We start from the raw sequence: 26,217 nt of genomic DNA on the forward strand, positions 1-26,217 counted from the left end.
CGCGACACCCCCGCACCACCGGAGACAAGCACATGCCCCAAGCGACCTCGTTCCCCGCCCGGCGCCGCATCGGCCTGCTGGCCCTGATGATCGCCGCGGCCACCGGCGCCGCCACGCTGCCCGCCGCGGCCCAGGGCCCGGCCACTGCCGCGGCCTACCCCGCCAGGCCCATCCGCATCATCGTTCCGTACCCGCCTGGCGGCTTCAACGACACGCTGGCGCGTACCGTGGGCGCCAAGCTGCAGGCCGCCTGGGGCCAGACGGTGACGGTGGAGAACAAGCCCGGCGGTGGCACCCTCATCGGCACCGATGCGGCGGCCAAGTCGGCGCCCGACGGCTACACGCTGTTCGTCACGCCGTTCGCGTTCGCGGTCAACCAGGCCATCTTCAAGAAGCTGCCCTACGACCCGGTGAAGGACTTCGCGCCCATCACGCTGGCGGCCAGCACGCCCAACCTGCTGGTGGTGAATGCGGCGCTGCCGGTGAACAGCGTGGCCGAGCTGCTGACCCTGGCCAAGGCCAAGCCGGGCACCATCAACTACGCCTCCACCGGCACCGGTTCGTCCAACCACCTGTCGATGGAGAAGTTCAAGCAGATGGCCGGCGTGGACATCACCCACGTGCCCTACAAGGGCAGCGGCCCGGCCGTCACCGACCTGATCGGCGGCCAGGTGGGCGTGATGTTCGACAACATCCCCAACGTCATCCAGCATGTGAAGGCCGGCAAGCTCAAGGCGCTGGCCGTGAGCACGCCCAAGCCCACGCCGCATGCGCCTGGCGTGCCCACCGTGGCCGAAGCCGGCGTCCCGGGCTACGAGGTGGACGTGTGGTTCGGCTTTGCCGCGCCGGCCGGCGTGCCGCAGCCCATCCTGGACAAGCTGAACACCGAGATCGTCAAGGCCCTGCACAGCCCGGACGTGAAGGAGAAGTTCGCAGCCCAGGGCGTGGATGCCATCGGCAGCAGCGCACCGCAGTTCGCGGCCTACCTGAAGGACCAGATGGCCAAGTGGAGCAAGGTGGTGCAGGACGCCGGGGTGACGCCCGAATGACGGCGCCGGCGGCTGCAGGCGAACCCGGGCGCCGCCCGCTGGTGCTGCTCACGGGCCCGCTGCACGCGCCGGCCCGCCAGCGCATCGAAGCGGTGGCCGAGGTGCGGCTGGTGCCGGACACCCAGCCCGACACCCTCCGGCGCCTGGTGCGCGACGCCGACGTGCTGGTGGTGCGATCCAACCTGCCCGCCGACCTGCTGGACCATGCGCCCCGGCTGCGCGCCATCGTGCGCCCGGGCGTGGGCGTGGACATGATCCCGGTGGCCGCGGCCACGGCCCGTGGCATTCCGGTGGCCAACGTGCCCGGCAGCAACCGGCAGGCGGTGGCCGAGCATGTGATCACCGCGCTGGGCGTGCTGCTGCGCCGGCAGCACCGCATGGATGCGCTGCTGCGCAGCGAAGGCTGGGCCGCCAGCCGCGCGCTGGCCGACGGCGCGGGCGAACTGGCGCGGCAGACCATCGGCATCGTGGGCGTGGGCAGCATCGGCCTGCGCGTGGCCGAGATCGCGCACCACGGCTACCGCATGCAGGTGCTGGGGCACCAGCGGCGCCTGGAGGGGCTGCCGGCATTCGTCGAAGGCTGCGCGCTGGACGAGCTGCTGGCGCGCAGCCGCTTCGTGGTGCTGACCTGTCCGCTGACCGAGGCCACGCGCGGGCTGCTCGATGCGCGGCGCATCGGCCTGCTGCGGCGGGATGCGCTGCTGGTCAACGTGTCGCGCGGCGCCATCGTGGACGAGGCCGCGCTGGTGGACGCGCTGCGCGGGCAGCGCATCGCCGGGGCGGCGCTGGACGTGTTCGTGCAGCAGCCCCTGCCTGAAGGGCATGCCTTGTTGGCGCTGCCGAATGTGCTGCTGACGCCGCATGCCGCCGGGCTCACGGAGGAGAGCATGGCGGCGATGAGCGACGGCGCGGCGGACGAGGTGGTGAGGGTGCTGCGCGGGGAGGGCGTGCGCAACGGCGTGAACCTGTCAGTCGACGGAGCTCATGGCCGGGCTTGAAGGCATCGACGGATCGGACGCGGACGACGCCTCCTCGCCATGACGCTCAGGCTCCGTGGTGCGCAGGATCTCGTTCAGCACCGACGTGGCGTAATTGCCCGCGGGCAGCGAGAACGCCAGCACGAGCTGGTCGGCCTGCGGCCATTCCCACGCCAGGTCCACCGGGCTTGCCACCAGGGCGCGGCGTTCCTGGTCCAGGCCGGCGTGTTCCATGCCGTTGCACAAGGTGGCGTGACGTTCGGCCACGCCGTTTTCCAGCGCCTGCGCCTGGTCGGTGGTGGCCACGCGGCCCCGACCCCACAGCGGCCCGGTGGGCCGGCCCGCCTCGTCCATCACGTCGCCGGGCAGGGTCTGGCCCCACAGGCCTTGCTGGATCCGCAGCGCCAGCACTTCGTTGAAGACGAAGGAGCGCACCGCCGACAGGTAGATACCCTTCTTCTTCGGATGGCGCACGCGGATCTCGCGCGCCAGCATGGCCCGGCCCTGCTCGACGTTGCCGCCGTCATGGCCAAAGCGCTGGGCGCCGAAGTAGTTGGGAACGCCCTGCGAGGCCACGGCCTTCAGGTTGGCCTCGATGGCCTCGCGGTCGCCGGCCACGTCGCGCAGCACGATGCGGAACCGGTTGCCCTGCAGGTCGCCGGGGCGCAGCTTCTTCACATGGCGGCTCTGGCCCAGCACCTTGAATTCCGGATGCTGCAGCCGCGTGAGGTCGGGCGTCTCGCCCTTGGGCAGGTAGAGGCTGAACCACTGGCGGGTGATGGCGTAGCGGTCCTTGAGGCCGGCATAGCCCACGTCGCGTTCCTGCACGCCGGCGGCCTCGGCCAGCTGCTGGGCGACGAAGGCGGTGTTGGCGCCGTTCTTCTCCACCTCCAGCCAGAGGTGTTCGCCCGTACCGGACGGCGGCTGCAGCGGCAGCTCGGTCACGCTGAAGTCCTCGTTGAGGCGCTTGAGCGTGGCGCTGGCGCCGCTGGCGGGATAGGCGTTGGGCCAGGGCGGCAAGGTCGTGTAGTGGGGGTCGGTCATGAGCGGGCTGACGGCACCAGCCGTGAAGCGGGTGATTCTCGGTCACCCGCCGGGCACGCCCTCGGGCTCCACCCGCCGCAGCCCGATCGTGAACACGCAGCCCACGCCGGGCATGTTGTCCACCGTCAGCGTGCCGCCCATCGCCTGCACGTCCTGCCGGGCGATCGACAGGCCCAGGCCCAGGCCCGAGCGGTCCTTGCCGAGCTGCGCGAACGAGCGGAACAGCGTCGTGCGGTAGTTCGCCGGCAGGCCGCCGCAATGGTCCTCGACCGCGATGCGCACCTGGCCATCGGCCGCCTGCACCCGCAGGTGCACCGTGGTGTGCGCATGGGTGAACTTGAAGGCGTTGCCCAGCAGGTTGACCAGGGCGCCGTGCGCCAGCGTGCGGTTGGCCTCCACCTGCAGCGCAGGATCCACCGGCTCCACCACCAGCACCGCGCCGCGCGCATCCGCGTCGAGCTGTGCGCCATGCTGCACATCGGCGATGAAGTCGGCCACCGAGAAGATGGTGGTCGGCACCGGCAGCTGCCCGCCGGCGCGCACGTCGGTCAGCGAGGTCTCCAGCAGCTGCCGCATGAAGGCCAGGCTGCGCTTGAGCACCGCGCCGGTGGCGCCCGAGACGGGCAGGCTGCCCTGCTGCATCGCGGTGACCGCCAGGCTGGCGGCATGCAAGGCGTTGCGCAGCTCATGCACCAGGAAGCCGAAGCGTTCATTCGCCTCCACGGCCGATGCATGCACCTGCAGGGCGTCGCGCTGCAGGCTGAAGGCGGTCACCGCATCGGCGATGGCGTTGTCCAGGCAGCGGTTGAGTGTCTTGAACTCGGGGATCGAGAACGGCGCATCCCGCTCGAAGGCCAGTTCGGTGATGGCCTGGCACAGGTCGCCGTAGTCATGCACCACCTGGTTCACGCTGTAGCCCAGGCCCAGCAGGGCCTTGCCATGCGCCGTCGCGCTGACGCCGATCTCCGTCGTCGCAGGGGAGGTGCCGCCCGATCCGCCGGAAATGCGCAGGCTTTCGCCGCCCTCCTCCGCATCCTCGGCCACCAGCGTCTGGCGCAGCTGTTCCAGGAACAGCGGGACGCCGTTCTGCAGTTGATGGTCCGAGGCCTTGCGCCCCGGTCGGGCTGCCACCTTGGCCTTGCACCTCGCCACCAGTTCGTCGCGGTTGTTCGCGAGGAAGTCGTGCATCATCGTCGTGGCCCCCTTCAGCACATGCCGATTACCGACAGAGGTCAGGTTCGGGCTACCCGGACGATGCCGCTGCGCGGGCCGAAGGGTCTGTGCGTCGGAGTTATGCCCCGCGCCAGACCGCCGCCCGCTTTTCACCGAAGGACTGTACGCCTTCCTGGAAGTCAGCACTGCCGTAACAGGTCCTCACCAGATCATCCCCCTGCGGCAAGCCGGCGAGATTGATGCGGCGCAACCCTTCCTTGGTGACCGCCTGCGTCACCGGCGCCAGCGCCAGCAGGCGGTCGCACAGCTTGCCGGCTTCGGCCTGAAGGTCTTCACTTGCACACAGCGCCTGCAGCCAGCCACAGGCCAGCGCCTCGTCGGCGTTGATCAACTCCGCCAGCACCAGCATCCGCCTGACCCGCTGCAAGCCCCATCCCGCCTGCAGCCTCGCGAGGTTCGCGATCGACAAGGTGTTGCCCAAGGTCCGCGCGATCGGCACGCCGAAACGCGACTTCGGGCTCGCGATGCGGAAGTCGCAGGCATTGGCGATCGCCAGTCCGCCGCCCACCGCCCAGCCGTCGATCACGGCCAGCGTGGGCATGGGCAGGGCTTCGATCAGGGCGATGCCGTCGTCGATCTGCCGCTCGTAGGCCACGCCGTCGTCGCCGGTGCGGAAGTCGGCGAACTGGCTGATGTCGGTGCCGGCCACGAAGGCCTCGCCGCCGGCACCGCGCATCACCACCACGCGGGCCGTGCGCTCCGTGGCCAGCTGCCTGCAATGCTGCGCAAGCTGCTGGTACATCGCCCAGGTCATCGCATTGCGGGCTTCGGGCCGGTCGAAGGTGAGGGTCGCGATGCGGCCCTCACGGGCCAGCGTGACCTGGCCCGTCATGGCTTGCGGGCGCTTGCGGCCGCGCCGAAGGCACCGCCAGCGGCCAGGGCCTCGCGCTCGTCGTCGGCGATGCCGTATTCGGCCAGCACCTCGGCGGTATGTTCGCCCAGCCGCGGTGGGTGGCGGCGCACCTGCTGCGGCGTGCCCATCATCTTCACCGCGAAGCCGATGTTGGGCACCTTGCCTTCCACCGGATGGTCGATCTCCATGCGCATCTTGCGGTGGCGGCCGTGCTCGCTCTCGAAGGCCTGCGGGTAGCTCAGGATCGGTCCGGCCGGAATGCCGGTGGCCAGCAGCCGTTCGATCCAGTGGTCGGCCGTGTCCTGCGCAAAGCTCTGCTCCAGCGCCTCGATCAGCACCACCCGGTTGGCGAGCCGCAATGACACGGTGGCAAAGCGTTCGTCGGCCAGCAGGTCGGGGCGCTCGATCACCTTGCACAGGGTCTGCCACAGCTTCTGGTTGGTCGCACCCATCACGAACCAGCCGTCGGCCGCCTTCACCGCCTGGTAGGGCGCGCTCATGCGGTTGGCGGTGCCCAGCGGCTCGGGCTCGCGGCCGGTGCCCCAGTATTCGCTGATGTCCCATACCGAGAACGCCATGGCCGAGTCGAACAGGCTGGCGTCGATGTACTGGCCCTGCCCGGTGTTCTTCGCGCCGATGTAGGCGGCCAGCAGGCCGTAGGTGGCAAACAGCGCGCAGCCGATGTCGGCCACCGGCACGCCAGCCTTGACCGGCGGGCTGCCGGGGTAGCCGGTCACGCTCATCACGCCCGACATGGCCTGCGCCATCAGGTCGAAGCCCGGCCGCGCGGCCCACGGCCCGGTCTGGCCGAAGCCCGAGATGCTCACATAGACAAGTGCGGGGTTGAGCTTGCTCAGCGTCTCGTAGTCGGTGCCCAGCCGCTTCATCACGCCGGGGCGGTAGTTCTCCACCAGGATGTCGGCCTCCTTGACCATGCGGTACAGCACCTCGCGGCCGCTCTCGCTCTTCAGGTCCAGCGTCACGCTGCGCTTGTTGCGGTTCATGTTGAGGAAGCCCATGCTGTCGGGCCCCTTCATCTTGAAGCCCATCGCGCCGCGGGTCTGGTCGCCGCCTTCGGGCGGCTCGATCTTCACCACGTCGGCGCCCAGGTCGGCCAGCAGCATGCAGGCATAGGGGCCGGCCATCACCTGGCTCACGTCCAGCACGCGCACGCCGGCCAGCGGCAGGGGGCGTTGCGCCGCGGCGGTGTCTTGCGTCGTCTGTTGTTGCGTCATCTGCTTGCTTCCTTCAGCTCTCGACCTTGACGTTCGCGTCCTTCACCACCTTGGCCCACTTGCTGAACTCGGTGTCGATGAAGCTGGCGAACTTCTGGCTGCTGCCGCCCGCGTCCTCGGCGCCGAATTCGTCCAGCTTGGTCGCGATGTCGGGCTGGTTGATCACGCGGTTCACGTCCTCGTTCATGCGCTGCACCATCTCGGCCGGCAGGCCCTTGGGGCCCACGAGGCCGTACCAGGAGGCGGCGTCCAGGCCCGGGAAGCCCGATTCGTGCAGCGTGGGCACGTTGGGATGGCTCTTGGCGCGGGTGAGCCGCGTCTGCGCAATGGCGATGGCCTTGCCCTGCTTGATGAAGGGCGTGGCCGCGGTCATGGTGTCGAAGGCATAGTCGATCTGGCCGCCCAGCAGGTCGACGATCAACGCGCCCGAGCCCTTGTAGGGCACGTGCACCGCCTGCAGCTTGCCCTGCAGCTTGAACATCTCCAGCGCCAGGTGCTGGGCCGAGCCGATGCCCGACGAGCCGAACGACACCTGCCCCGGCTTGCTGCGGCACAGGGCGACGATCTCGGGGATGCTGCGCACCGCCTGCTTGTCGCTGCAGGTCAGCATGTTGGGCGTGACGCCCACCAGCGCGATGGGCGAGAAGTCGCGCCGCGCGTCGTAGCGCACATTGGGCAGCAGGGCCGGCGCAATGGCATGGCTGTTGACGTGGGCCATCAGCAGCGTGCTGCCGTCGGCGGGCTGCTTGGCGACGTAGTCGGCGGCGATCACGCCGGTGGCGCCGGGCTTGTTCTCCACGTTCACCGTGGTGTTCCACAGAGCGCCCAGCTTCTGGCCGATCACGCGGGCCAGCACGTCGGTGCCGCCGCCGGGCGCAAAGCCCACGACGATGCGCACCGGCCCGGCCGGCAGCGGCCCCGCGGCCCGCAGCCAGGCCGGGCTGCCCAGGGCGGCCGCGGCGGCGGCCATCGTGAAGGTTCTTCTTTGCATCGCGGGTCTCCTGCTTGGGGTGCAGGGACTATTGGCGAAGGCCGCCCGCACGGCCATCGCTCATTCAGCGACGCTGCATTCGCGGTTGGCGTATGCGGATGTCGGCCAGCACGCCCACCACGCTCTGCGCGGCGCGTGACAGGGCGGCCAGCGGCCGGTGGCACAGCACGAACTGCCGCCGTGGCCAGTCGCCTTCGATCGGCACCCGCGCGAAGCGCGCGCCGCCGGCCACGCTGCGCGCCACGGCCTGCGGCATCACGCCGACGCCCAGGCCCTGCGCCACCAGCGCCGCGATGCTGTCGAAGCCGCCCACCCGCATGCGCATGCGCAGGATGCGGCCGGCCTCGTCGGCCAGGCGTTCCAGCGCGATGCTGATGGCCGAGCCTTCGCCCAGGCTGATGAGATCGCAGCCCAGGATGTCGTCGATGCCCACCGCGCCGCGCCCGGCCAGCGCATGGCCGCGCGGCGTCACCAGCACCAGCCGGTCGCTGCGGTAGGGCAGGGAGGGCAGGTCGATGGCGCCCAGGCTGGCTTCATAGATGCCCACGTCGGCCAGTCCGCGCTTGAGCGCCTGCTGCACGATCTGGCTGTTCATCTCCTGCAGGTCGATGCGCACGCCCGGACAGGCGAGGGCGCAGCGCTCGATGTCGGCCGGCATGAACTGGATGACGGCCGACTTGGGCGCCGCGATGCGCACCACGCCCTGGTCGCCGCCCAGGTAGGAGGCCGCGTCGTCCTGCATGCGGCTGACGGTGTGGGTGATGCTGCGCGCGTGGGCCAGCATCGCGCGCCCGGCATCGGTGAGGGCCATGCCGTGCGGCCGGCGCTCGAACAGCGGCAGGCCGAACTGCGCCTCCAGCTCCTGGATGCGCCGTGAAGCCGCGGCCGGCGCGATGTGCACCCGCTCGGCCGCGCGCGTCACGCCGCCCAGTTCGGCCGTGGCGATGAAGAGCTGCAGCGTGGTGAGGTCGAAGTGCAGCCGCTGGGTCATGCGGGCGGACGCTGGGCGTGGATGGGGCAGGGCCGCCGATTGTCATCGCACGGCCGGCCCGCCCCGCAGCGCCTGCCGGCGGCGCTACTTGGTCTTGCCGCTGTCGCTGCCGCCCACGCCGGCGCTGCCGCTGCCCAGGCTGCTGGCGCTGCCACCGCCCGAGCTGCCCTGGCCGCCGGCCGACGAATGCTCGCCGCCGCCGCCATCGGCCCCGGTGCGCGAGCCGGTGAGCGCGCCGGCGCCGCTGCCGGAGCCGGTGCCCATGCCGCTGGTCAAGCCGGTGCTGCTGCCGGCGCTGGTGTTGCTGCCGCCTGCCTTGCGGTTGCCGCGCCACTGGTTGAACTCTTCGGAGAACTTCTTGTAGCGGTCCTCGCGCCACGCGCGGTAGTCGTCGTCCAGGTTGCGCATCTGTTCGTTGCGCCACTGGTGGTAGTCGGGGTCGAAGTGGTGCTGCTCATGCCCACCCTGGCCGCCCTGGCCGCCGTAACCCTGGGAGCCATAACCGCCCTGCGACGCATAACCGCCCGGCATGCCTTGCTGGCCCTGGCCATAGCCGCCCTGGCCTTGCCCGTAGTGGCTTTGCACACCGGATTCCCGGCCACCGCCCTGGCCGCCGCCGTAGCCGCCCTGCGCACCGCCGCCATAGCCGCCCTGGTTGCCACCCGGCGCGCCCATGCCGCCGCCATAGCCGCCTTGCGCGCCTTGGCCGCCGCCCTGGCTGCCGTAGCCGTAACCCTGGCCGCCCGAAGGCGACGATGCGGATTGCCGCTGCAGGCCCAGGTCGTGGTCCTGGCCGCTGAAGCCGCCGCGCGAGCCGTAGCCGGCCTCGCCGCTGCGCTGCTGGCCGTACTGGTTGCCGCCGCCGGCCTGGCCCCCTTGGCCGCCTTGCTGGCCGCCGCCGAAGTCCCATGCATGCTGCTGGCCGCCGCGCTGCAGGCGCTGGTCGTCGCCCCAGCCGCCGCCTTGCTGGCCGCCGTGGCTGCCGCCCTGCTGTTCATGCTGCGAATGTTGCGGCCCCTGCTGGCCCTGCCAGCGCCGCGGATCGTCGTGCTGCGTCATCTCCGTGTCCTTTCAAATGGGAGTTGAATGCACCGGGAGCGGGCAAGGCATGTGCCGCCAGGCTTGCGGCAAAGCCGACAGCCCGCTCGAGCCGCCGGCGGGCTGGAGCTTCATCCATGCCGGCAAATATTTGCCATGCGCAGGCGGTGCATGCCGATGGGCAGCAGGGTCCGTCGCGCCTAGAGTGACGTGCACATATGAGGAGTACCGCAGCACGCATGGGGCCTGGCGTCACAGGCCCGACCCATCATCCATGAGAGCGCTGATCGTCGATGATCATCCGGTGGTTCGCCGGGGCTTGCGCAGGGTGCTGGAACTGGAGTGGGACGACGCCCACGTGATCGAGGCAGACACCCTGGCGCAGGCCTTGCGCGCCTTCGATGAGTCGCGCCCGGACATCGTGGTGCTGGACGCCAACCTGCCCGATGCCCATGGCACCGATGCGCTGGCGCGCATGCGCCGCGTGAGCGGCGAGGTGCCGATCCTGATGCTCAGCCGCAGCCGCGAAGCCACCCATGCGCAGCGCCTGCTGCAGCTGGGCGCGGCCGGTTGCGTGAGCAAGGACCGCACCGGCGAAGAACTGATCCCGGCCATCACCCGCGTGATGGGCCATGGCCGCTGGCTGCCGCCGGAGCTGGCCGACCGCCTGCTGGCCACCCGCCCTGACGGCGAGCCCGCCCACCTGCCGCATGCGCTGCTCACGCCACAGGAGATGCGGGTGATGGTGCTGTTCGGCGCGGGCCTGAAGCCGCCGCAGGTGGCCGAGCGCCTGCAGCTCACGCAGAAGACGGTGGCCAACTACCGCATGCGGGTGCTGGCCAAGATGGGCTGGCAAGGCCATGCCGAGCTGGTGCGCTACTGCCAGCAGCATGGGCTGACCGACGGCGGCTGAGCCGTTTGGCGGCAGGGCAGGCAAGGTCTTTGCCTCCGGGGCTGAAGGGGGCAGGCCCCACCGGGGCCGCACGACAGCATGCGAGGAACGACGTCTTTCAGGAGTGCGGTGTATGCGGGCTTCACGCTGGCCATCGTGGCGGCCCTGGCCCTGGGCGTGCTCACCTGGTATGCCGCATGGCAGAGCCAGGCCGCCAGCGACTACGTGCGCGACACCCGGCAGGTGATGCAGACCCTCACCGCCACAGAGGCCAGCTTCAATCGCGCCGAGGCCGCCCAGCGCGGCTACATCAACCTGCGCCGCCAGTCCTTCGTGGACGAGCGCGACGACGCCATCGAGGCACTGACCAACCACCTGGCCACGCTCTCGCGCTGGCGCCAGGGCGGGCCCGAGCAACAGCGCCGCATCCAGAACCTGCGCGCCGCCTTCGACGACCGGCTGCAGGCCTACCGCGAGGTGCAGGCGCTGTACGACGCCGGCAAGCCGGTGGTGCTGGAAGACCGGCTGGTGGCCTCGCAGCGGCTGCTGGGCCGCATCCGCAGCCAGCTGGCCGAGATCGAGGGCGAGCTGCAGGCCGACCTGGCGGCGCACGAGGCCGAGGCCGAGCGGCAGTCGGCCATCTCGCGGCTGCTGTTCCTGGTGTTCGGCGCGGCGCTGGTGGCGCTGCTGCTGCTGATGTTCTGGCGCGTGCGGGCCGACCTGCTGGGCCGCGCGGAGGCGGAGGCCGATGCCGCGCGCGAGCGGGCACTGAACGGCCTGCATGCGCGTGCGCTCACGCTGTTCAATGCCAAGCCCGACCGCAAGGCGGTGCTGGAGGGCACGCTGGCGCTGCTGGCCGAAAGCGATGGCGGGCTGTTCCCGGTGTCGGCCTTCTATTCGCTGGAGGAATGGGGCTCGCTGCGGCTGGTGGCCGCGCACGGCACGCCGTCGGACACCAAGGCCCTGCTGGATGCGCACGACGGCCCGCTGGGCCGCGCCGCGCTCGGCGGCGAGCCGGTGCTGCTGCAGGGGCTGGACGCGGCCCATGGCCTGCGCATCGAGACCGGCCTGGCGGTGCTCAAGCCCGCCGCGCTGCTGATGGCGCCGGTGGGCTACCAGGGCCGGCGCTTCGGCGTGATGGTGCTGGGCTCGTCCCGCGCGCTGCAGGAGCGCGACCGCCAGTTCGTCGAACGGCTGGCCGCGCAGCTGGGTGTCGCCCTGAACAACCTGTCGCAGCTGGACGGGCTCAACCTGCTGGCCAGCGAGCTGCGGGAGCGCGGCGAGGACATCCAGCGCAAGAACGAGCAGCTGGAGCTGGCCAGCCGGCTCAAGAGCGAGTTCGTGGCCAGCATGTCGCATGAGCTGCGCACGCCGCTGAATGCGGTGATCGGCTTCTCCGAGATCCTGCGCGACGGCCTGGTGGGCCCGCTGGCGCCGCAGCAGCGCCAGTACGTCAACGACATCTACGAAAGCGGCCGCCACCTGCTCTCGCTCATCAACGACATCCTGGACCTGTCGAAGATCGAGGCCGGGCAGATGAACCTCTCGCTCAACGCGGAGCGGCCCGCGCAGCTGGCGGCCAGCGGCCTGTCGGTGGTGCGCGAGCGGGCCGCGGCGCGCCGGGTGGAGCTGGTGGGCCAGGTGCCCGAGGACCTGGGCCTGGTGGTGCTGGACAGCCGGCGCACGCTGCAGATCGTGTTCAACCTGCTGTCCAACGCCGTCAAGTTCACGCCCGAGGGCGGGCAGGTCACGCTGTCGATGGCGCGGGTGCCCCGCGCGCAGGCGATGTCGCGCGCGGCCAGCGAGCACAGCCGGCTGTTTCCGCCGGCCGGCGCCGTCACGCCCGACTTCCTGGAGATCCGCGTGGCCGACACCGGCATCGGCATCGAGCCGGGCGCACTGCGCGAGCTGTTCCAGCCGTTCAAGCAGGTGGATTCGTCGCTGTCCAAGCGCTACGAAGGCACCGGCCTGGGCCTGACGATGACGCAACGACTGGTGGAGCTGCACGGCGGCGGGCTGGAGCTGTACAGCCGGCCGGGCGAGGGCTCGGTGTTCACCGTGTGGCTGCCCTGGCGGCCGCCCGAGGTGATGGCCGGCGGCGCGGCGGAGGCCACCGCCCTGCCGCCGCCTGCGGCCGGCCTGCCGGCCCCGCCGCCGGCCGCGGTGCCCGGCCCGGCAGCGCCGCCGGCGCCCGGTGCCAACGGCTCGGCCCGCATCCTGGTGATTGAGGACGACACCACCGCCGCGCGGGTGCTGCGGCTGCAGCTGGAGTCGCACGGCTACCAGGTCAAGGTGGTGCCCGATGCCGAGACCGGCCTGGGCGAGGCCACCGCCTGGCGGCCCGATGCCATCGTGCTGGACGTGATCCTGCCGGGCATGGACGGCTGGGACATGCTCACCCGGCTGAAGGAGGCCGCGGCCACGCAGCGCATTCCGGTGGTCATCGTCTCCATCACCGACGAGCCCAGGCGCGGCTTCGCGCTGGGCGCCTCGCAGGTGCTGGTCAAGCCGGTGGAGCGCGAGGACCTGCTGGCCGCGCTGTCGTCCATGGGCATCGCGGTGAGCAGCGAGCCCGGGCGCGTGCTGGTGGTGGACGACGACCCCAAGGCCGTGACGCTGGTCAGCACGCACCTGGAGGCCGCGGGCTTCAGGCCGGTGTGCGCCTTCAGCGGCGAGGAGGCGCTGGCCATCGTGCGCCGCCAGCGGCCCGACCTCATCATCCTGGACCTGATGATGCCGCGCATGACCGGCTTCGACGTGCTGGACGCGCTGGCGCGGCAGCCCGAGACCGCCGGCATCGCGATCCTGGTGCTGACCGCCAAGCTGGTGACCGACGAGGACCGCGCCGTGCTGCGCGGCCGCGTGCAGACCATCCTGGAGAAGGCGGAGTACCAGCCCAACCAACTGGTGGCCGAGGTGCGCCGCGCGCTGCATCGCCAGCGCGTGGAGCCCGGCCACCGACCGACCAACGACCGCTGAAGGACGTTCGCCCATGGCAAGAATCCTGGTGATCGAAGACAACCAGCACAACCTGCAGCTGGCGCGCGTGGTGCTGGAGCATGCGGCCCACCAGGTGAGCACTGCCTCCGATGCGCAGCAGGGCCTGCAGCTGGCCCGGGCCGAGCGCCCGGACCTGGTGCTGATGGACATCCAGATGCCCGGCATGGACGGCCTGGACGCCACCCGTGCGCTGCGCCGCGACCCGGCCACGGCCCACCTGCGGGTGCTGGCCCTCACCGGCCTGGCGATGAACGGCGACGAGGAGCGCATCCTGGCCGCGGGCTGCGACGGCTACATCACCAAGCCCTACGAATACCGCGCGCTGCTGGAGAAGGTGGCCCAGCTGCTGGCGCAACCGGCGGGCGGCGGCGGCTAGCGTGGGCTGGTGGCTGCGCTTCAAGGCCTGGGCCCGGCGCTTCAAGCGCGACGGCCTCACGCTGTGGTTCGCGGTGCGCCATCCCGGCACGCCGCTGTTCGTCAAGCTGCTGGCCGCGCTGGTGGCGGCCTATGCCTTCAGCCCCATCGACCTGATCCCCGACTTCATCCCGGTGCTGGGCTTGCTGGACGAGATGGTGCTGCTGCCCGGCCTCATCTGGCTGGCGCTGCGGCTGATGCCGGCCGACGTGCTGGCCACCTGCCGCGCGCAGGCCCAGGCCTGGATGGACGCGGCCCGCGGCCGCATCGCCAGCTGGGGCGGCGCGGTGCTGGTGGTGGCGCTGTGGCTGGCCGGCGCGGCGGGCCTGTGGTGGCTGCTCAGCCAGCGATCGTGAGGCCGTGCGCCTGTGCGTACTCGCGCCGCAGGTGGTTGTGCACCGCGGTGGCGGCGATGGCGCCCTGGCCGTTGGCCACCGCGATCTGGTCCAGGCCCGAGACCACGTCGCCGATGGCGTAGAGGCCCGGCACGCTGGTGCGGCAGTGGGCGTCGATCTGCACGCCGCCGCATTCATCGGTGTCCACGTCCAGCGCATAGGCCAGCTCGGCCCGCGGCTTCACCCCCAGGGCGGCGTACATCACCTCGAACTCCGGCGCGTCGCCGTTGTCCAGCTGCAGCCGCAGGCGCTGCGGCCCCAGGGGCTGCACGCACTGCGGCGTGGCGTCGATGTGCTTGACGCCGGCGCGGTGCAGTGGCCCGGCCTCGGCCGCGCCGATCTGCTGCACCAGGGTCACGTCGTCGCTGTAGTGGCGGATGAACAGCGCCTCGCGGGCGCCATGCAGGCCTTCGCCGATCACCACGATGCGCCTGCCGGTGTATTCATAGCCGTCGCAGATGGGGCACTGGCGCAGCAGCGCCTCGGCCCGCAGGCCGTCACAGCCGGGCAGGGCGGGCACGTTGTCCACCACGCCGGTGGCCAGCACCACCGAATGCGCATCGATCTCGCCCAGGCTGGTGCTGGCGGTGAAGCCCTGCGCATGCGGGCGCAGGTGGGTCACCTCGCCCTCGGCCACCTCGCCCTGCACGCCGGCCAGGTGCTGGCGCATGCGCTGCAGCAGCTCGGGGCCGCCGATGCCCTCCGGAAAGCCCGGCACGTTGTGCGAGCGCGGAATCCAGCGGGCGCGGCTGCGGCCGGCATCCACCACCATCACCTTGCGGTGGAAGCGGCGCAGGTAGATGGCCGCGGTGAGCCCGGCGGGCCCGGCGCCCACGATCAGGCAATCGATCATGCGGCCTTTCGGGCGGGGGTCTTGCGGGCGGTCTTGGCGGGCGCCTTCTTGGCGGACGCGGCGGTACTGGCGGTCTTGGCAGCGGCCTTCTTCGCGGCGGCCTTGGCGGCCGGCTTGCGGGCCGGCGGGGCCTCGGCTTCTTCGTCGGCGTCGTCCTGGGCAGCGGCAGTCGGCTTGGCGCCCGGCTTGCGGCTGGCCAGGCTGCGGCGCAGCAGGTCGCTCAGGTCCACCACGTTGGAGCTGGCGGGTGCCTCGTCTGGGTTCTCCAGCGGGGCCACCTGGGCCGTCTCGCCGGCTTCCACCTTCTTGGCGGCCAGCGCATGGATGGCGTCGCTGAAGCGGTCCTCGTACTGGTTGGGGTCCCAGTCGGTCACCATCTCGCTGATGAGCTGCTGCGCCATCGCCAGCTCGGCGTCCTTCAGGCCCACGGCCTTCTTGCCGGCGGCCGGCAGCTTCAGCTCGTCGCGCGAGCGCACCTGCTTGGCCCAGCGCAGCGTGTTCAGCAGCAGCGCGTCGCCATCGGGGATCAGCGCGGCCAGGCTTTCCTTGGTGTGCATCACCACGCGGGCCACGGCGATCACGCCGGCATCGATCATGGCCTCGCGCAGCAGGGCATACACCTTCTCGCCCTTGCCGATGGGTGCCAGCAGGTAGGGCTTCTCGAGGTAGGTGAAGGGAATCTCGTCGGCCTTGACGAAGTGCTCGATCTCGATGACCTGCGTGCTCTTCGGGTAGGCGGCGTTGATCTCTTCCTCGCTCAGGATCACGTAGTCGCCGGTGTCCTGCTTCAGGCCCTTGACGATGTTCTCCTTGTCGATGTCCTTGCCGGTGCGCTTGTTGATGCGCTTGTAGCCCACCGGATCCATGCTGCGCTTGTCCAGCCAGTCGAAGCTGATGCCGGTGTCCTGCGCGCCGGGGTACAGGGCCACCGGCACGTACACCAGGCCGAAGCTGATGGCGCCTTTCCAGATCACGCGGGGCATGGGGTCTTCTCCGTTTTTCCTCAGTCCGATGCTGCATCGGCACAGCCGTGCAGCGGGCGAGGCGGCGCCGCGATGCGGCGTGAGGCACTTCCTACAGGTCGCCTGTCAGACATTGGCTTCGATAAGCACTGCTTCAAACTGAAAGCGTTCCGGATGTATGTGCAGCTTCTGTCACCTGGCCGCAGAATGCGCGCCCGGCGCCACCGTGCGCCATCGCCCTGCCTGGAGCCTGCTTGAGCATTGCCACTTCCCTGTCCACCACCACCCGCCTGCTGCACTGGCTGGTGGCCCTGCTGATGATCGGCCTGCTGTGCGTGCGCTTTGCCATGGCCACCTTCGAGATCTATGCGCTGTATCCGCTGCACAAGGCGGTCGGCATGCTGGCGCTGCTGCTCATCGTGCCGCGTGCCGTGCTGCGGCTGCTGCAGGGTTGGCCGGCGCCGGTGCGCCACTATCCAGCGTGGGAGCATGGCCTGGCGGTGCTGATGCACTGGGTGCTGCTGCTGGGCACGCTGCTCATGCCGCTGTCGGGCCTGGTGATGTCGGCCGCCGGCGGCCATGGCGTCGATGTGTTCGGCTTCGAGTTGTTTGCGGCCCAGCCCGATCCGGCCCGGCCCGGTGAGGTGCTGCCCTTGAATGCCACCGCAGCCGGCATCGGCCACACGCTGCACTGGCTGGCAGGTTATGCGGTGGCCGCAGCGGTGGTGCTGCATGTGGCCGGTGCGCTCAAGCACCATGTGCTGGACAAGGACCGCACGCTGCTGCGCATGCTGGGCCGCTAGGAGGCTGCGCGGCAGAGGCCGCCCAGCCTCCTGCGGCGGCGTCAACGCACAGCTCCCCCGAGCCCCTCCGAGAGGGAGCTCCAGCGTGTTCGACCGCACCCTCCAGCCTCCCTCCAGGAGGGAGGCTCCAGTCAGTTCGACGCGGCCTGCGCCGCTGCTCAGCGTGCGCCAAGCACCGCCATGTCCAGCGCCATCAAAACAGCGTCAGCTGTTCATTGGTCGGCAGCGCGCCGTCGTCATCGCCGCCGAAGGCCGGCCATTGCGCATGCTGCGCGTGCGCCAGGCCCGGGTGGCCATGTGAATGCACCCGGTTGCCGCCGGCGGTGCGCGCCATCTCGCGCCGACGGCCAGCCAGGCCGATCATCTGCTGGCCGGTCCAGTCGCCCTGGCTGGGCCCGCAGGCCACGCCGATGCTCACCGTCAGGCGCCGCTGGTGCGACATGAAGCCCAGCTCGATGGCGCGGCGCAGCCCCTCGGCGCGTGCATGCGCCTGCTCGATGCCGGTGTGGCGCAGCATCACCCCGAACTGGTCGCCCATCAGCCGCGCCAGCACCGCCTGAGGGCCTAGCGCCAGGCGCAGCACCTTGCCGATGAGGTCCAGCGAGGCGTCGGCCGCGTCGTCGCCCTCTCGCTCGCGCAGCTCGTCGAACTCGTCCGCATCCACCACCAGCACCGAGAGGCGGTCGCCGGTGAGCTGCGCATCGGTGGCCGCCAGCTCCAGCGCCAGGAAAAAGCTGGGCGCGCTGGGCAGCCGCGTGATCGGGTCCAGCGCCTTCATGCCGCGGCCGTCATTCCGGGTCGCAGTCGGCACAGGCGGCAATCAGGTCGTCGCCCGTCTCGGCGTCGAAGCCCAGGTCGATCAGCTTGCTGCCGCGGCAGGCGGCGCACGGCGCATCGGAAGGCGTGCTCACGCCGCGCCAGGCGGCATGCTGCCAGCGGCTGGCACTGCGCGCGGCTGCGGCCGCCTGCGGCGTGGCGGCATCGCCATACCAGCGGCCCTGGGCCCAGCAGCTGTAAGGGCCGGCGGGATAACGGCGCTGGTACGGCCCTTCCCGTGCGGGCGGGTCATGACCGTCGAACCAGGGTGTGGCCTGCAGGGACTGCATGGAAAAGGGGGTGCTTCGGAAGTGACGCCAGTGGAGCGCGGGGCAAACCGCGTGCCGCACCCGCGCCGCGCACCTTCAGCTTGTAAGCGCAGCCGCGGGTACGCCGGTTGCCGACCTGGAACCTGAGCGCCGCATACGTGGCGCTACCACCCAGGAGTGCCGCACGTTGTTGAGCGACCAGGACATCTATCTGTTTGGCGAGGGCACCCATGCGCGGCTCTACGACAAGCTGGGCTGCCAGTGGCGCGATGGTGCGGCAGAGTTTGCCGTGTGGGCGCCCAATGCCCAGGCCGTCTCGGTCATCGGTGAGTGGAATGGCTGGAACGCCGAGGCCGACCGCCTGACGCCGCGGCCCGATGGCAGCGGCATCTGGGAAGGCCGCACCACGCATGCGCAGCGCGGGCAGGTCTACAAGTACCGCGTGGAGTCGCGCCACAACGGCTACCGCGCCGACAAGGCCGACCCCTACGGCATCTATGCCGAGGTGGCGCCGGACAACGGCTCGCGCATCTGGAGCCTGGAGTACGACTGGGGCGATGCCGACTGGATGGCCCAGCGCGCCAGGCGCAATGCGCTGGATGCGCCGGTGTCGATCTACGAGATGCATGCCGGCAGCTGGAAGCGCACCGACGGCAGCCTGATGAATTACCGCGAGCTGGCCCATGCGCTGGCCGACCACGTGGAGGCCTGCGGCTTCACCCATGTGGAGTTGATGCCGGTGACCGAGCATCCGTTCTACGGCAGCTGGGGCTACCAGACCACCGGCTATTTCGCGGCCACCTCGCGCTACGGCACGCCGCAGGACCTGATGTACCTGGTGGACCACCTGCACCAGCGCGGCATCGGCGTCATCCTGGACTGGGTGCCCTCGCACTTCCCGACCGACGAGCACGGCCTGCAGTACTTCGACGGCACCCACCTGTACGAGCATGCCGACCCGCGCCAGGGCTTCCACCCGGAGTGGAACAGCAGCATCTTCAACTATGGCCGCGGCGAGGTCAGCAGCTTCCTCATCAGCTCGGCCCTGTTCTGGCTGGACAAGTACCACCTGGACGGCCTGCGCGTGGATGCGGTGGCCTCCATGCTGTACCTGGACTACGCCCGCAAGCACGGCGAGTGGGTGCCCAACCGCTACGGCGGCCGCGAGAACCTGGAAGCCATCCACTTCCTGCAGAAGCTCAACGAGGCGGTGTACCGCGAGCACCCCGACACCCTGACCATCGCCGAGGAAAGCACGGCCTGGCCGCGTGTCTCGCGCCCGGCCTCCACCGGCGGCCTGGGCTTCGAGATGAAGTGGAACATGGGCTGGATGCACGACACCTTGTCGTTCATGCAGAAGGACCCGCTGTACCGCCAGTACCACCTCGGGCAGCTCACCTTCAGCCTGGTGTATGCCTTCAACGAGAACTTCGTGCTGCCGCTCTCGCACGACGAGGTGGTCTACGGCAAGAAGTCGCTGATCGACAAGATGCCGGGCGATGCCTGGCAGCAGTTCGCCAACCTGCGTGCGCTGTACGGCCTGATGTGGGCCCACCCCGGCAAGAAGCTGCTGTTCATGGGCAGCGAATTCGCGCAGCGCCGCGAATGGGCGCATGAAGGCCAGCTGGAATGGGACCAGGCCGCCGAGCCGGCGCATGAAGGCATCCGCCGAACCGTGGCGCAGCTCAACCGCGTGATGCGCGAGCAGCCGGCGCTGCATGAGCTGGACTTCACCCACGAGGGCTTCGAGTGGATCGAGCCCAACGACGCGGACAACACCGTCATCAGCTTCCTGCGCAAGCCGCGCGGCGGCGGCGCGCCGGTGCTGGTGGTGTGCAACTTCACGCCGCTGCCGCGCGAGAACTACGTGGTGGGCGTGCCGCAGGGCGGCTACTGGCGCGAGATCTTCAACAGCGACGCGGCGGAGTACGGCGGCGCCGGCTGGGGCAACTGGGGCGGCCGCGGCGCGGAGCCCACGCCTTCGCATGGGCGCAGCCACCAGCTGCGGCTGACGCTGCCGCCGCTGTCCACCGTGATGTTCAAGCCGGAGCCGGCACCGGCAGTGGAAGGGGAAGTTCTTGGCCAGTAAGTCGACGAAGACCAGCACCGCCGTGGCCGTGGTGACACCGCCCATCCAGCCCATCGGCATGCCGCCGGACAGCGGCCAGGCCCGCGCGGTGGTGGATGCGGTGCTGCCGGTGGTGGATGGCGGCCGCTTCGCGGTCAAGCGCGTGGTGGGCGAGCCGTTGGCGGTGGAAGCCCACGTCATCACCGACGGCCATGACCAGCTGCGCGTGATGCTGCAGTGGCAGGCCGAAGGCGGCGCGCTGCACGAGACCGAGATGCAGCACCTGGTCAACGACGTGTGGCAGGCCAGCTTCACGCCGCAGGCCATCGGCCGCGGCTTCTACCGCGTTGAGGCCTGGGTGGACCATTTCCACTCCTGGCGGCATGAGCTGCTGCGCCGGGTGGACGACGAGGACATCCGCATCGCCGCGCTGGTGGGTGCGGAGCTGCTGGAGCAGGCCGCGCAGCGCGCGGGCGCCGGTGCCGGCGAAGGCCCGGCCGGCGATGGCCGGCACCTGGCCGAGTGGGCCGCCCAGCTGCGCCAGGGCGCGGCCACGCAACCCTTCGACGGACCGCAGCTCAAGGCCCTGGCGCTGGACGAGCTGCTGGCCCGCGTGGCCGACCGCCACCCCGACCGCAGCCTGGCCGTGCGCAGTGCCGACCTGCCGCTGCAGGTGGACCGCGCGCGCGCGCGCTTCTCCACCTGGTATGAGCTGTTCCCGCGCTCGGCCGGCACGGAGCCGGGTCGGCACGGCACGTTCGCCGACGTGGAAGCCCGGCTGGCCTATGTGGCGGAGATGGGCTTCGACGTGCTGTATTTCCCGCCCATCCATCCCATCGGCCGCGACAAGCGCAAGGGCCGCAACAACGCGCTGGACGCGCAGCCGGGCGACGTGGGCAGCCCCTGGGCCATCGGCGCGGCCGAGGGTGGCCACGAGAGCATCCTGCCCGAGCTGGGCACGCTGGAGGACTTCCGCCGCCTGGTGGGCAAGGCGCGCGAGCACGGCATCGAGATTGCGCTGGACATCGCCTTCCAGTGCGCGCCCGACCACCCCTGGGTCAAGTCGCATCCGCAGTGGTTCCGCTGGCGGCCCGACGGCACGGTGCAGTACGCCGAGAACCCGCCCAAGAAGTACCAGGACATCTATCCCTTCAACTTCGAGACCGAGGACTGGCGCGGCCTGTGGTTGGCGCTGAAGGGCGTGTTCGACCACTGGATCGCGCAGGGCGTGCACATCTTCCGTGTGGACAACCCGCACACCAAGGCCTTCCCGTTCTGGGAGTGGTGTGTCACCGAGATCAAGCGCGAGCATCCGCAGGTGCTGTTCCTGGCCGAGGCCTTCACCCGGCCCAAGGTGATGCACCGGCTGGCCAAGCTGGGCTACTCGCAGTCGTACACCTACTTCACCTGGCGCAACACCAAGCAGGAGCTGACCGAGTACTTCACCGAGCTGTCGCAGGGCCCGGGCAAGGACTACTTCCGCCCCAATGCCTGGCCCAACACGCCCGACATCCTCAACGAGCACCTGCACGGCGGCGGCCGGCCCATCTTTGCGTTGCGGCTGGTGCTGGCGGCCACGCTGGCCTCCAGCTACGGCATCTACGGCCCGGCCTACGAGCTGATGGAGAACGCGCCGCGCAGCCCGGGCAGCGAGGAATACCTCGACTCCGAGAAGTACCAGCTGCGCCACTGGGACCTGCAGCGGCCGGACAGCCTGCGCCAGCTCATCGCGCAGGTGAACCACATCCGCCGCCGCAACCCGGCGCTGCAGCAGCTGCAGAACCTGCGCTTCTGCCATACCGACAACGAGCAGCTCCTCGCCTACACCAAGCGCGACGCCGCCTCGGGCAACACGGTGCTGGTGGTGGCCAACCTGGACACCCGCAACCGGCAATCGGGCTGGGTGTCGCTGGACCTGGCCGCGCTGGGGCTGGAGCCCGACGCGCGCTTCCACCTGCACGACCTGCTGAGCAACCAGCGCTTCGTCTGGCAGGGCGCCCACAACTTCGTGATCCTCGACCCGGGCCAGGCGCCGGCGCACGTGTTCCGCGTGACGCAGCAGCTGCAGGGCGAGCAGGACTTCGACCACGGTCTTTGAACGCCCGCCACACATGAACGCACCGCACACACCGCATCTCGAAGAAGCCGAGCAGGGCGCGACCACGCCCGTGACGGACGAGGCCCTCTGGTACAAGGACGCGGTCATCTACCAGCTCAACGTCAAGGCGTTCTTCGACACCAACGACGACGGCATGGGTGACTTCAAGGGCGTCACCGCCAAGCTGGACTACGTGAAGGACCTGGGGGTCAACACGATCTGGCTGATGCCGTTTTACCCCTCGCCGCTGCGCGACGACGGCTACGACATCAGCCAGTACGAGGACGTGCATCCGCAGTACGGCACGCTGGACGACTTCAAGGTGATGCTGGACGAGGCCCACAAGCGCGGCCTGAAGGTGATCACCGAGCTGGTGATCAACCACACCTCGGACACGCACCCGTGGTTCCAGGCCGCGCGCAAGGCGCCGGCCGGATCGCCCGAGCGCAACTTCTACGTGTGGAGCGACACCGACACCAAGTACAGCGGCACGCGCATCATCTTCACCGACACCGAGACCAGCAACTGGACCTGGGACCCGGTGGCCAAGGCCTACTACTGGCACCGCTTCTTCAGCCATCAGCCCGACCTCAACTTCGACAACCCGCTGGTGCTGGAGGCCATCTTCCGCACCATGCGCTTCTGGCTGGACATGGGCGTGGACGGCTTCCGGCTGGACGCCATCCCGTACCTGGTGGAGCGCGACGGCACCAACAACGAGAACCTGCCCGAGACGCATGCGGTCATCAAGCAGCTGCGCGCGGCCATCGACGCCAGCTACAAGAACCGCTTCCTGCTGGCCGAGGCCAACCAGTGGCCGGAGGACGTGCGCGAGTACTTCGGCGATGGCGACGAGTGCCATGCGGCCTACCACTTCCCGCTGATGCCGCGCATGTACATGGCCATCGCGCAGGAGGACCGCTTCCCGCTGACCGAGATCATGGCGCAGACGCCGGAAATCCCGGCCAGCTGCCAGTGGGCCATCTTCCTGCGCAACCACGACGAGCTGACGCTGGAGATGGTGACCAGCAAGGAACGCGACTACATGTACAGCACGTACGCGTCCGATCCGCGTGCGCGCATCAACCTGGGCATCCGCCGCCGGCTGGCGCCGCTGCTGGACAACGACATCGACCGCATCAAGCTGATGAACAGCCTGCTGCTGTCGATGCCCGGCTCGCCGATCATCTACTACGGCGACGAGATCGGCATGGGCGACAACGTGTTCGTGGGCGACCGCAACGGCGTGCGCACGCCGATGCAATGGAGCCCCGACCGCAATGCCGGCTTCAGCCGTGCCGACCCGCAGCGCATGTACCTGCAGCCCATCATGGATGCCAGCTACGGCTATGCGGCGGTGAACGTGGAGGCGCAGTCGCGCGACCCCAGCTCGCTGCTGAACTGGATGCGCCGCATGCTGGCCGTGCGCGGCACCAGCCATGCCTTCGGCCGCGGCAACCTCACCTTCCTCAAGCCGGGCAACCGCAAGCTGCTGGCCTATCTGCGCACCTTCGGCGACGAGGTCATCCTGTGCGTGGCCAACCTGGCCCGCACCGCGCAGCCGGTGGAGCTGGACCTGTCGGCCTACAAGGGACGGGTGCCGGTGGAGCTGCTGGGCAGCACGCCGTTCCCGCCCATCGGCGAGCTGCCGTACCTGCTGACCATCGCGGCCCACGGCTTCTACTGGTTCCGCCTGTCGGCCGACGTGCAGGTGCCCAAGTGGCACGAGGAGCACCTGCCGATCGAGGACCGGCCAGTGTTGGTGCTGTTCGACGGCTGGAACAGCCTGTTCCGCGACCATGTGGTGCCCTGGCGCATCGGCATGGCGGTGAAGACCCGCCAGCAGTTCGAGACCGACACGCTGCCGCGCTACATCGAGACCCAGCGCTGGTTCGCCGGCAAGGGCCAGACGGTGGAGCAGGCCCGCGTGACCGACTCCGCCATGTGGGAGCGCGGCGAGGGCAGCTTCCTGCTGCAGCTGGTGACGCTGGACGGCCTGCAGGAGCCGCAGAGCTACTTCCTGCCGCTGTCCATCGCCTGGGAGGACGACGACGAGGCCCGCATGCGCACGCTGGCGGTCAGCGCGGTGGCGCGGGTGCGGCAGCAGGCCTTCGTGGGCGTGATGGCCGATGCCTTCGCCGACGAGCATTTCTGCCGCGGCGTGGTGTCCGCCATCGGCGAGCGGCTGGTGCTGCCCAGCGAGGGTGGCGAGCTGCGCTTCGTGCCCACCGCGGCCTTCGAGGGCGTGGCCGGCAGCGACCACGACACGCTGGAGGTGAGCCGGCCGCAGGCGCAGAGCAGCAACACCATCGTCACGCTGGGCGAGCGGCTGTTCCTTAAGGGCTACCGCCGGCTGCGCCCGGGCGTGAACCCGGAGTACGAGATCGGCCGCTTCCTTACCGACGTGGCGGAGTTCCGCCACTGCGTGCCGGTGGCCGGCGTGCTGGAGCATGTGGCCGCGGGCGGCGAGCGCACCACGCTGGCGCTGGTGCAGTCCTACGTCAGCAACCAGGGCGACGGCTGGGCCTACACGCTGGGCTACCTGCAGCGCTTCTTCGAGCTGCAGCGCAGCACCGCCGAGCCGATGCCGGCGGACGTGCATGCCGCCTTCCACGAGCTGGTGCAGACCCTGGGCCGCCGCACCGCGCAGCTGCACCAGGCGCTGGGCCTGCGCACCGGCGACGCGGCCTTCGACCCCGAGCCGATGACGGCCGCCGACGTGGCCGACGCGGTGCGCCAGACTGCGGCGCAAGCCCGCAGCGTGCTGGGCCTGCTGGAGGAACACCTGCCGCAGCTGCAGGGCCGTGCGCTGGAGGATGCGCAGGCCCTGCTGCAGCGGCGCGAGGCCCTGCTGCAGCGCATCCAGGCCACCGCCGACGTGGGTGAGCGCGGGCAGAAGATCCGCATCCACGGCGACTACCACCTGGCCCAGGTGCTGCTGGTGAAGAACGACTTCGTGATCGTCGACTTCGAGGGCGAGCCGGGCCGCGGCTTCGAGGAGCGGCGTGCCAAGCAGTCGCCGCTGCGCGACGTGGCCGGCATGCTGCGCTCGTTCAGCTATGCCAGCGAAAGCGGGCTGCGCGCGGCGATGCAGGTGCCGGGCGAATCGGCGCAGCTGCCGGAGCTGGCCACGCAGTGGGAGGCCGGCGCCCGCGCCGCCTTCCTGCAGGCCTATGCCGAGGTGGGCGCGCCCGGCGCCGCCGGCACCACGCTGGACCCGGCGCAAGGGCTGTTGTCGCTCTACGTGCTGGACAAGGCCCTCTACGAGCTGCGCTACGAGCTGGGCAACCGGCCGGACTGGGTCGGCATCCCGCTGCGCGGCATCCTCGACCAACTGAATCAACAGGACCGCTGACATGGAACGGGTAGACGTGATGCTGGAGCCGCTGCGGGCCTTCCTGCTGCAGATCGGCGCATTCATACCGCGGCTGCTGATCGCCGCCGGCGTGCTGATCATCGGCGTGCTGGTGGCCAAGGCGGCCCGGCTGGTGGTGCGCAAGACGCTGCGCGCCATCAACTTCCATATCGTCACCAAGCGGGCCGGCATCGACGGCCTGCTGCAGAAGGGCGGCAGCGACACCGACACCACCGACCTGCTGGCCTGGCTGGCCTACTGGGTGGTGATCCTGGCGGCGCTGATCGTGGCCTTCAACGGCCTGGGCCTGACGCAGGTGACCGAGCTGCTGGGCCGGGTGATGGTGTTCGTGCCCAAGGTGATCGTCGGCCTGCTGATCCTGGCCTTCGGCGCGTACTTCGCGCGCTTCGTGGCCAATGCGGTGGCTACCTACTGCCACAGCGTGGGCGTGCGCGATGCCGACCTGCTGGGCGGCCTGGCGCGCTACGCGATCCTCATCTTCGTGCTGATGATCGCGCTGGACCACCTGGACATCGGCGGCGCCATCGTGCGCTACAGCTTCCTGATCATCCTGGGCGGCCTGGTGCTGGCGCTGGCGCTGGCCTTCGGCCTGGGCGGCCGTGCCTGGGCCGCGGCGCACCTGGAGCGCTGGTGGCCGTCGCAGGGTGCGGACAGCCTGCCGGCCAGGGGCAGCCGGTCTTCGGCCGGCCCGGCGCAGGTCACGCCCTTCAACCCCGGCGGCGGGGCCGCACCGGGTGGCGGACTGGGCGGCGGCCTGGGCACCGGCACCGGCGGACCCGGCAGCCCGGGTGGCCCGGGCAGCCCCGGACGCGGCGGCGCCAAGCGTGACGTGAGCGGCCTGTAGCGGAACGGGCGGGGCC

General features: G+C 70.4%; 22 protein-coding genes. 11 read left to right on the forward strand and 11 right to left on the reverse strand.

Annotation, left to right across the window (positions count from 1 at the left end; all coding sequences use genetic code 11):
* The first annotated feature begins 32 nt into the window (after positions 1-32).
* Positions 33-1,049, forward strand: a complete 1,017-nt coding sequence (locus LRS14_RS28560; RefSeq protein WP_257801995.1) for a tripartite tricarboxylate transporter substrate binding protein — start codon at positions 33-35, stop codon at positions 1,047-1,049.
* Positions 1,046-2,047 (forward strand): D-isomer specific 2-hydroxyacid dehydrogenase family protein, encoded by a 1,002-nt coding sequence (locus LRS14_RS28565; protein ID WP_257801996.1) that lies wholly within the window; start codon positions 1,046-1,048, stop codon positions 2,045-2,047. Before LRS14_RS28560 ends, LRS14_RS28565 begins: the two co-directional genes overlap by 4 nt.
* Here the strand turns inward: LRS14_RS28565 and truD are convergent.
* The 7 genes from truD to LRS14_RS28600 form a co-directional block, all read right to left on the reverse strand.
* On the reverse strand, positions 2,018-3,070 hold the full coding sequence (truD, locus tag LRS14_RS28570) for a tRNA pseudouridine(13) synthase TruD (protein ID WP_257801997.1): 1,053 nt from the start codon (positions 3,068-3,070) through the stop codon (positions 2,018-2,020). The two genes, LRS14_RS28565 and truD, sit on opposite strands and share 30 nt — an antisense overlap.
* A gap of 42 nt (positions 3,071-3,112) precedes the next feature.
* Positions 3,113-4,261 (reverse strand): HAMP domain-containing sensor histidine kinase, encoded by a 1,149-nt coding sequence (locus LRS14_RS28575; protein ID WP_310740895.1) that lies wholly within the window; start codon positions 4,259-4,261, stop codon positions 3,113-3,115.
* A 100-nt stretch (positions 4,262-4,361) separates the two neighbouring features.
* The gene (locus LRS14_RS28580) at positions 4,362-5,135 is read right to left on the reverse strand and encodes an enoyl-CoA hydratase/isomerase family protein (RefSeq protein WP_046114006.1); all 774 of its coding nucleotides are present in this window, start codon (positions 5,133-5,135) and stop codon (positions 4,362-4,364) included.
* The gene (locus tag LRS14_RS28585; RefSeq protein WP_257801998.1) at positions 5,132-6,391 is read right to left on the reverse strand and encodes a CaiB/BaiF CoA-transferase family protein; all 1,260 of its coding nucleotides are present in this window, start codon (positions 6,389-6,391) and stop codon (positions 5,132-5,134) included. The genes LRS14_RS28580 and LRS14_RS28585 overlap by 4 nt, the downstream gene beginning before the upstream one ends.
* A 13-nt stretch (positions 6,392-6,404) precedes the next feature.
* Positions 6,405-7,382: a tripartite tricarboxylate transporter substrate binding protein gene (locus LRS14_RS28590; protein WP_257801999.1), complete on the reverse strand. Its 978-nt coding sequence runs from the start codon at positions 7,380-7,382 to the stop codon at positions 6,405-6,407.
* A 64-nt stretch (positions 7,383-7,446) separates the two neighbouring features.
* Entirely contained in the window at positions 7,447-8,373 is a 927-nt protein-coding gene (locus tag LRS14_RS28595) for a LysR family transcriptional regulator (protein ID WP_257802000.1), read from the reverse strand.
* A gap of 84 nt (positions 8,374-8,457) precedes the next feature.
* Positions 8,458-9,432: a hypothetical protein gene (locus LRS14_RS28600; RefSeq protein ID WP_257802001.1), complete on the reverse strand. Its 975-nt coding sequence runs from the start codon at positions 9,430-9,432 to the stop codon at positions 8,458-8,460.
* A 253-nt stretch (positions 9,433-9,685) separates the two neighbouring features.
* Between LRS14_RS28600 and LRS14_RS28605 the strand changes: the two genes are divergently transcribed.
* The 4 genes from LRS14_RS28605 to LRS14_RS28620 all read left to right on the forward strand — a co-directional run bounded on the left by LRS14_RS28605 (position 9,686) and on the right by LRS14_RS28620 (position 14,073).
* Positions 9,686-10,324: a response regulator transcription factor gene (locus LRS14_RS28605; protein ID WP_046114002.1), complete on the forward strand. Its 639-nt coding sequence runs from the start codon at positions 9,686-9,688 to the stop codon at positions 10,322-10,324.
* Positions 10,325-10,402: 78 nt separating this feature from the next.
* Positions 10,403-13,282, forward strand: coding sequence for a response regulator (locus tag LRS14_RS28610; protein ID WP_257802002.1), 2,880 nt, complete (start codon positions 10,403-10,405; stop codon positions 13,280-13,282).
* 13 nt (positions 13,283-13,295) lie between these two features.
* Entirely contained in the window at positions 13,296-13,679 is a 384-nt protein-coding gene (locus LRS14_RS28615; RefSeq protein ID WP_257802003.1) for a response regulator, read from the forward strand.
* A 1-nt stretch (position 13,680) separates the two neighbouring features.
* Positions 13,681-14,073, forward strand: a complete 393-nt coding sequence (locus tag LRS14_RS28620; RefSeq protein WP_046114000.1) for a YkvA family protein — start codon at positions 13,681-13,683, stop codon at positions 14,071-14,073.
* Here the strand turns inward: LRS14_RS28620 and LRS14_RS28625 are convergent.
* Positions 14,057-14,965 carry an NAD(P)/FAD-dependent oxidoreductase gene (locus LRS14_RS28625; protein ID WP_046113999.1) on the reverse strand — a complete coding sequence of 303 codons (909 nt, stop codon included), beginning with the start codon at positions 14,963-14,965 and terminating at the stop codon, positions 14,057-14,059. The genes LRS14_RS28620 and LRS14_RS28625 overlap by 17 nt on opposite strands.
* The gene (locus tag LRS14_RS28630) at positions 14,962-15,948 is read right to left on the reverse strand and encodes a Ku protein (protein WP_257802004.1); all 987 of its coding nucleotides are present in this window, start codon (positions 15,946-15,948) and stop codon (positions 14,962-14,964) included. Before LRS14_RS28630 ends, LRS14_RS28625 begins: the two co-directional genes overlap by 4 nt.
* 233 nt (positions 15,949-16,181) lie before the next feature.
* On the opposite strand from LRS14_RS28630, the gene LRS14_RS28635 reads away from it, so the two are divergent.
* The gene (locus LRS14_RS28635) at positions 16,182-16,730 is read left to right on the forward strand and encodes a cytochrome b (RefSeq protein WP_257802005.1); all 549 of its coding nucleotides are present in this window, start codon (positions 16,182-16,184) and stop codon (positions 16,728-16,730) included.
* A 193-nt stretch (positions 16,731-16,923) separates the two neighbouring features.
* On the opposite strand, the gene LRS14_RS28640 is transcribed toward LRS14_RS28635, so the two are convergent.
* Positions 16,924-17,508, reverse strand: coding sequence for a GGDEF domain-containing protein (locus LRS14_RS28640; protein ID WP_257802006.1), 585 nt, complete (start codon positions 17,506-17,508; stop codon positions 16,924-16,926).
* A gap of 10 nt (positions 17,509-17,518) precedes the next feature.
* Positions 17,519-17,836, reverse strand: a complete 318-nt coding sequence (locus LRS14_RS28645) for a hypothetical protein (protein WP_257802007.1) — start codon at positions 17,834-17,836, stop codon at positions 17,519-17,521.
* A 166-nt stretch (positions 17,837-18,002) separates the two neighbouring features.
* Here LRS14_RS28645 and glgB point away from each other — a divergent pair, with 166 nt between their 5' ends.
* From glgB to LRS14_RS28665, 4 genes are read left to right on the forward strand one after another with little or no spacing between them, the layout of a single operon-like run.
* Entirely contained in the window at positions 18,003-19,904 is a 1,902-nt protein-coding gene (gene glgB, locus LRS14_RS28650; RefSeq protein WP_257802008.1) for a 1,4-alpha-glucan branching protein GlgB, read from the forward strand.
* A 58-nt stretch (positions 19,905-19,962) separates the two neighbouring features.
* Positions 19,963-21,981: an alpha-1,4-glucan--maltose-1-phosphate maltosyltransferase gene (locus LRS14_RS28655; RefSeq protein WP_257802244.1), complete on the forward strand. Its 2,019-nt coding sequence runs from the start codon at positions 19,963-19,965 to the stop codon at positions 21,979-21,981.
* Between the two features lie 13 nt (positions 21,982-21,994).
* A complete protein-coding gene (treS, locus tag LRS14_RS28660; RefSeq protein WP_046113994.1) occupies positions 21,995-25,336 on the forward strand; it encodes a maltose alpha-D-glucosyltransferase in 3,342 nt (1,113 codons plus the stop codon).
* Between the two features lies 1 nt (position 25,337).
* A complete protein-coding gene (locus LRS14_RS28665) occupies positions 25,338-26,201 on the forward strand; it encodes a mechanosensitive ion channel family protein (protein ID WP_083440661.1) in 864 nt (287 codons plus the stop codon).
* Positions 26,202-26,217 lie beyond the last annotated feature (16 nt).

The organism is Aquincola sp. J276, from assembly GCF_024700035.1.
GTDB lineage: Bacteria > Pseudomonadota > Gammaproteobacteria > Burkholderiales > Burkholderiaceae_C > Aquincola > Aquincola tertiaricarbonis.

Coding starts and splice junctions, on each gene's coding strand:
- LRS14_RS28560 (WP_257801995.1), top strand. CDS start 33: ATGCCCCAAGCGACCTCGTTCCCCGCCCGGCGCCGCATCGGCCTGCTG.
- LRS14_RS28565 (WP_257801996.1), top strand. CDS start 1,046: ATGACGGCGCCGGCGGCTGCAGGCGAACCCGGGCGCCGCCCGCTGGTG.
- truD (WP_257801997.1), bottom strand. CDS start 3,070: ATGACCGACCCCCACTACACGACCTTGCCGCCCTGGCCCAACGCCTAT.
- LRS14_RS28575 (WP_310740895.1), bottom strand. CDS start 4,261: ATGATGCACGACTTCCTCGCGAACAACCGCGACGAACTGGTGGCGAGG.
- LRS14_RS28580 (WP_046114006.1), bottom strand. CDS start 5,135: ATGACGGGCCAGGTCACGCTGGCCCGTGAGGGCCGCATCGCGACCCTC.
- LRS14_RS28585 (WP_257801998.1), bottom strand. CDS start 6,391: ATGACGCAACAACAGACGACGCAAGACACCGCCGCGGCGCAACGCCCC.
- LRS14_RS28590 (WP_257801999.1), bottom strand. CDS start 7,382: ATGCAAAGAAGAACCTTCACGATGGCCGCCGCCGCGGCCGCCCTGGGC.
- LRS14_RS28595 (WP_257802000.1), bottom strand. CDS start 8,373: ATGACCCAGCGGCTGCACTTCGACCTCACCACGCTGCAGCTCTTCATC.
- LRS14_RS28600 (WP_257802001.1), bottom strand. CDS start 9,432: ATGACGCAGCACGACGATCCGCGGCGCTGGCAGGGCCAGCAGGGGCCG.
- LRS14_RS28605 (WP_046114002.1), top strand. CDS start 9,686: ATGAGAGCGCTGATCGTCGATGATCATCCGGTGGTTCGCCGGGGCTTG.
- LRS14_RS28610 (WP_257802002.1), top strand. CDS start 10,403: ATGCGAGGAACGACGTCTTTCAGGAGTGCGGTGTATGCGGGCTTCACG.
- LRS14_RS28615 (WP_257802003.1), top strand. CDS start 13,296: ATGGCAAGAATCCTGGTGATCGAAGACAACCAGCACAACCTGCAGCTG.
- LRS14_RS28625 (WP_046113999.1), bottom strand. CDS start 14,965: ATGATCGATTGCCTGATCGTGGGCGCCGGGCCCGCCGGGCTCACCGCG.
- LRS14_RS28630 (WP_257802004.1), bottom strand. CDS start 15,948: ATGCCCCGCGTGATCTGGAAAGGCGCCATCAGCTTCGGCCTGGTGTAC.
- LRS14_RS28640 (WP_257802006.1), bottom strand. CDS start 17,508: ATGAAGGCGCTGGACCCGATCACGCGGCTGCCCAGCGCGCCCAGCTTT.
- LRS14_RS28645 (WP_257802007.1), bottom strand. CDS start 17,836: ATGCAGTCCCTGCAGGCCACACCCTGGTTCGACGGTCATGACCCGCCC.
- LRS14_RS28655 (WP_257802244.1), top strand. CDS start 19,963: ATGCCGCCGGACAGCGGCCAGGCCCGCGCGGTGGTGGATGCGGTGCTG.
- treS (WP_046113994.1), top strand. CDS start 21,995: ATGAACGCACCGCACACACCGCATCTCGAAGAAGCCGAGCAGGGCGCG.
- LRS14_RS28665 (WP_083440661.1), top strand. CDS start 25,338: ATGGAACGGGTAGACGTGATGCTGGAGCCGCTGCGGGCCTTCCTGCTG.